Source organism: Vibrio sp. YT-19(2023) (genome assembly GCF_033337395.1).
Window position 1 is genome coordinate 1 of record NZ_JAWOQN010000782.1, and the last position, 595, is coordinate 595.

The following is a 595-nucleotide window of genomic DNA, read 5'->3' on the forward strand; positions in this document are numbered from 1 at the left end:
ACCCGTAGGGCAAACATACACACATGGTGGATTATCACAGTGCTGACAAGATTCACGCGTAAACTGGTACTCAACATCAGGAAATTCCCCAATGGGTTCACTGCGATGAATTTTTAGGCGGGTCACCCCTTCTGGCACTTTATTCACTTCGCGACATGCTTCGGTACACGCAGTACAGCCTATACACGCATTTTCATCATGCACCATGCCAAAACGTTTGGTTTGCTCGCTATCACTGGCATAAAGAGAAGCACTAACAACAGAGGTGCCAGCAACGCCAGTGGTCAAAATCAATGCGCCGCTACTGGCTAAAAAATTTCGTCTTGAACACTTCATGCTATCTCTCCTCGTCTTTTGCAAGTTCAGGTTCAGCAGCAAACTGAGAGTGGCAATCGACACATTGTTTGATGAGCTGTTTTCCGTCGTAAGAAAGTGCTTTCGTTTTGGCAGCGTGAACATCGTGACAATTTGAACAGGTCAAATTTTTAGCATGGACATCATGCGTCCAATTACTTTCTCTCAACTGAGTTGGAGCGTGGCAATCTACACACTGGCTATTCGCTTTGAGAATGGTGCTTGGATCAAGAAAAACCTT

General features: G+C 45.4%; 2 protein-coding genes. Both read right to left on the reverse strand.

Annotation, left to right across the window (positions count from 1 at the left end; translation table 11 throughout):
- A partial coding sequence (locus R7E78_RS28435) for a 4Fe-4S dicluster domain-containing protein (RefSeq protein WP_318058921.1) occupies window positions 1–336 on the reverse strand: 336 nt, incomplete at its 3' end.
- A 1-nt stretch (window position 337) separates the two neighbouring features.
- A partial coding sequence (locus R7E78_RS28440) for a cytochrome c3 family protein (protein ID WP_318058922.1) occupies window positions 338–595 on the reverse strand: 258 nt, incomplete at its 5' end.